This is a genomic window from Streptomyces phyllanthi (assembly GCF_009377205.1).
Taxonomy (GTDB): domain Bacteria; phylum Actinomycetota; class Actinomycetes; order Streptomycetales; family Streptomycetaceae; genus Streptomyces; species Streptomyces phyllanthi.
In genome coordinates this window covers 1-4386 of sequence record NZ_VJZE01000614.1, presented here as the reverse complement: position 1 = coordinate 4386, position 4386 = coordinate 1, and the positions used below count along the sequence as shown (strand labels likewise).

Annotated in this window: 3 protein-coding genes; all 3 read right to left on the bottom strand. The window is 74.5% G+C overall.

The features are described 5' to 3' along the window. Nucleotides 1-43: 43 nt before the first annotated feature. On the bottom strand, nt 44-1735 hold the full coding sequence (murJ, locus tag FNH04_RS42100; protein ID WP_152791518.1) for a murein biosynthesis integral membrane protein MurJ: 1692 nt from the start codon (nt 1733-1735) through the stop codon (nt 44-46). Continuing rightward, nucleotides 1732-3054: an O-antigen ligase family protein gene (locus FNH04_RS42095; protein ID WP_322725433.1), complete on the bottom strand. Its 1323-nt coding sequence runs from the start codon at nt 3052-3054 to the stop codon at nt 1732-1734. The genes murJ and FNH04_RS42095 overlap by 4 nt, the downstream gene beginning before the upstream one ends. A 6-nt stretch (nt 3055-3060) precedes the next feature. After that, a partial coding sequence (locus FNH04_RS42090) for an exopolysaccharide biosynthesis polyprenyl glycosylphosphotransferase (RefSeq protein WP_152791517.1) occupies nt 3061-4386 on the bottom strand: 1326 nt, incomplete at its 5' end.

Below are 4386 nucleotides of genomic sequence, written 5' to 3'. Positions count from 1 at the left end.
GCGGGGCGGTGAGCCGGGGGAGGGATCGAGGGAAGGGCCGAGGTCAGCGGATACGGGCATGGGGGCGCCTTCGGGTGACGGTACGGAGTGCGGGTGCGAAGCCCTGCACGCCCAGCAACCAGGCGAGCAGGAGGAAGACGGCGGTCACGGCCGTGCCACCGGCCGCGAGGCCGAGCGCGGGGGAGTCGACGCGGCTCGCCAGGAACCCACCCACGCCACAGGCGACCACGGCCGCGCGCAGCGGCTTGCTCATCTCGGCCAGCACCTGCCGGGTACGGATCGGCACGCTGCGCGCGCCCATGCCGTACAGCAGGACCAGGGCGGTCACGGTGATGCCGATCGCGTTGGCGGCGGCGATGCCCAGCACGCCCCACGAGCCGACGGTCGCCGCGCCGAGCCAGGCCGTGACGACGATCCCGGCGGCCATCGCGGTCACCGGGTACCAGGTGGGCCGCCCCGCCGAGAAGTACGACCGGACGAGCGCGCCCACAAGAGCCTGGCCCAGCAGCCCGAGCGCGTACACGCGCATGACGGCGGCGGTGGCCGCGGTGTCCTCCGCGGTGAACGCGCCCCGCTGGAACAGGAGGTGGACGAGTTGCGGGGCGCACGCGACGACGGCCGCGGTGCCGAGCAGGACGACGCACGACACGGCCCGGAGGTCGCGCTCGACGCGGTCGCGGGCCCGTTCGGTGTCGCCCTCGGCCAGCGCCTGCGCCACGACAGGGAAGGTGACCGTGCACAGCATCAGGGCGAGCACCATCGGCATCTGGGCCACTTTCTGGGCGTAGTTCAGATGCGAGATGGAGCCGGACGGGAGCGTGGAGGCCAGGAAGCGCTCGATGAGGACCTGGGACTGGCGGCACAGGGCGAAGAGCAGGACGGCGAGGATGAGCGCGAGGTTCATGACGTGCCTGTTCGCCGCCATGTCCGCCAGGGTCGCCGTACCGGACATGGTGGTGTCCGCGGCGTCGGCGGGGTCCGGCGCGTCGGGCTTCTTCCTGCGGTGCAACTGCCGCAGCAGGGCGGGGAGCTGAGTGACGATCATGAGCACTCCGCCCACCGCCACGCCCGTCGCCGCCGCTCGTACGCCCCAGCGTCCGCCGAGGACGAACATCGCCGTGATGATGGCGGTGTTGTAGGCGACGTAGATGGCCGCGGGCGCGACGAACCGGCGGTGGGCGCGCAGGGCCGCGCTGCAGTAGCCGGCGAGGCCGAAGGTCAGGACGCAGGTGCCGGTCAGCCGGGTGCAGTCCACCGCGAACCGCGGGTCCGGGAGCCCCGGCGCCAGCACCTCGACCAGGTACGGCGCCCCGCAGACGAGCAGCGCCGACACGGCGACGAACGCCATCGACAGGCGGGGCAGCGTGCTGCGCACCAGGGCGTGCACGGGGTCGCCCGTACCGCCCTGGGCGCGGCGGGCCACGGCCGCGCTGAACGCCGGTACGAGCGCGAAGGCCAGCCCGTCCTCGATCAGCAGCGTCGCCGCGAACTCCGGCACGGTCCAGGCGACCAGGAAGGCGTCCGTGTCGCTCCCGGCCCCGAAGAGGTGCGCCAGTGCCTGGTCCCGGCCGAGGCCCAGCAGGGCACCGGCCAGGGAGAGGGCGACGGTGACGAAGGCGGCCCTCGCCAGGAAGCGCTGGGAGGCGGGCTTGCCGCCGTCGGTGTCCGGCTGGTCCGCGCTGGTGCGCGCGGGAGGGATCGTGGTGTCCCCGGTCCGCGGAGGGGTGAGCGTCATCGTGCCGTGGCCTCCTCGGAGACGGCCGGGTGAGGGGCCGCCAGCGCCCACCACGCCGTCAACCCGAAGCAGACGGCGGCGAGGACGGTCGAGGGCCCTCCGATGTCGGCGTACGCGAAGTCGATCAGCTGCCAGACGAGCAGACCGCAGGCGACGAGTGCGCAGTCGAGGCCGGGGCCGCCCGCCCTCCGGGTACGGACCAGTCGGCGCAGCCCCAGCACCAGCAGCGCCAGCCAGCTCCCCGCCAGCGCCAGCAGCCCGATGAGCCCCTGCTCGCTGAGGACGAGCAGGTACATGTTGTGCGGCGAGGTCAGCGGCTGCTTCCGGAACGTCGCGCCCGCGCCCTCGATGTCGCCGGCCGACGACAGCGCCAGCGAGGCGTGCCCGTCGCGGTGGTCGGGGAAGCTCTTGAGGCCGACGCCCGTCAGGGGTCGCTCGTGCCACATGTCGACCGCCGCCTCCCACATCGTGTACCGGTCGGTGACCGACCGGTCGGGGGCGTCGGCGACCTGCCCGATGCTGCTGAGCCTCTCCTCCAGGAGCGCGGAGCCGACACCGAACCCGCCGACGAGGATCACGCCGACGGCGGCCACGACCGCGCCCGCCCCGACCGCCCGCCGCATGCCCGCCAGCACCACCTGTGCCCCGCAGGCGAGGGCCGTCGCGATCCACGCCCCCCGGCTGAAGGACACCGCCAGCGGCATCACCAGCAGCACACCGCACACCACGGCCCACATCCGTTGCCGTACCGATGTGGTCCCCAGCGCCAGTCCCACGGCGCACACCAGGCCGAAGGAGACCACGGTCGACATCCCCATGACGTCGCCCGGCCCGAAGGTGCCGACCGCGCGGATCTCCCGGCCCATGTACGAGGCGCCGGTCTCCGTAACGTACTGGTGCACTCCGACGGCCCCCTGCCACAGCGCGAGCGCCACCATCGACCAGGCGAGCAGCCGGATGTCGCGCCGGCCGCGAACGAGCAGCAGGACGGCGGCCGGGACGAGGACGAAGACCTGCAGATAGCGCACCAGGCCGGTGGCCGCCGCCGTACCCGGCAGCGCGGTCCCCGCCGCCGCCACCGCGAACCCGGCCACGGGCAGGCCCAGGACCACGGCGGCGGTGCGCGACAGGGGCTGCCACCGGTGCCGCAGCAGACGTACCGCGCAGCACAGCACGACGACGGCGGAGGCGAAGTCGGCGGGCGACGGGCCGCCGGTGTCACCCGGGGCCACGGGCAGCGCGAGCAGCGCGATCACCGCGACCACCGGCAGGACGGGCGCCGGCCCGCGCACGGCGGGCAGGGTGAATGCGTGACTCACCGGCGTTCAGCTCCCTGTCGGGCGGACCAGCGCCACGGCCGTGCGCAGCAGGATGCAGACGTCCTGCCACAGCGACCAGTCGTCGATGTACGCGTTGTCGAACCGGGCGCGGTCCTCGATGGAGGTGTCGCCGCGCAGTCCGTGGATCTGGGCGAGCCCGGTGATACCGGTCCGCATACGGTGGCGGGCCGCGTAACCGGGGTGGGCCTGGCTGAACCGGGCCACGAAGTACGGGCGTTCGGGGCGTGGCCCGACCAGGGTCATGTCGCCCCGGAAGACGTTCCACAGCTGGGGCAGCTCGTCGAGCGAGGAGCGGCGCAGGAAGCGGCAGAAGGGGCTCATGTTCCGCTCGCCCGCCACGCTCCAGCGGGTCGCGGCCTCATGTGCGTCGACCGGGCGGTGGGTGCGGAACTTCAGGAGGGTGAAGGGGCGCCCGTTCTTGCCGACGCGCTCCTGGCGGAAGACGACCGACGGCCCCTCGCTGACCCGCAGCACGGCCGCGCAGGCCAGCAGCAGCGGGCCGATGAGCAGCAGCAGGCTCCCGGAGACGCCGACGTCGAGGGCGCGCTTGGCGAGGCTGTCACGGTGCCGGCCGGTGTCCAGACGACGGCAGGAGAAGCCGGCGATGCGCTCGCGCGGGGCCCGGTCGGGGGCTGTGCGCCCGGCCTTGTCGTACGCGGCGCCGCCTGCCCGGTCGTACGCCGGTACGTTGGCCTCGACGTCCCACAGGGCGCAGCCCCGCTTGGCCAGCTCCCGCAGCAGGGGGCCGTGTTCGCCCACCGGGCCGACGATGAGGACGGCCCGCACGCCGTTCTGGATGACGGCCCGCTGCACCTCCTCGTCCGTGCTGAGCACCGGCAGCCCCTCGCCGCCGGCCGGGTCGTCGGCGAGGACGCCCACCGGCCTGATACCGCACCCGGGGTGGCGCAGGAAGGCGGCTGCCACGCGCTGGGCGGTGGCGGCCGGGCCGACCACGAGGGCCGAGGCGGGCTGACGGACCAGCCTCCGGCGGCGCTGCCCGTGCACCACGCCGCGGCCCGCGCAGCTCGCCGCGGCCTGTAGGGCGCAGCCGGTCAGCAGCGTACGGACGGACAGGGCGTGTGCCGGGGAGAGCGCGGCCACCAGGGCCGCCAGCACGCACCAGCTCACCGCGATCCGGGCGCAGACGGCGGGGAGTTCGTCCAGGACGGCGGGTACCGCGGTGGGGCGGTACAGCGCCGCCCGCCGGTTCAGCCAGAGGACGGCGAACAGCAGGGGCGCGGTCAGCAGGGGGTGGGGGAGCGCCGGGACGGCGGTGAGCGCGGCGGCCGCGTCCACGGCGAGCAGCGGTAG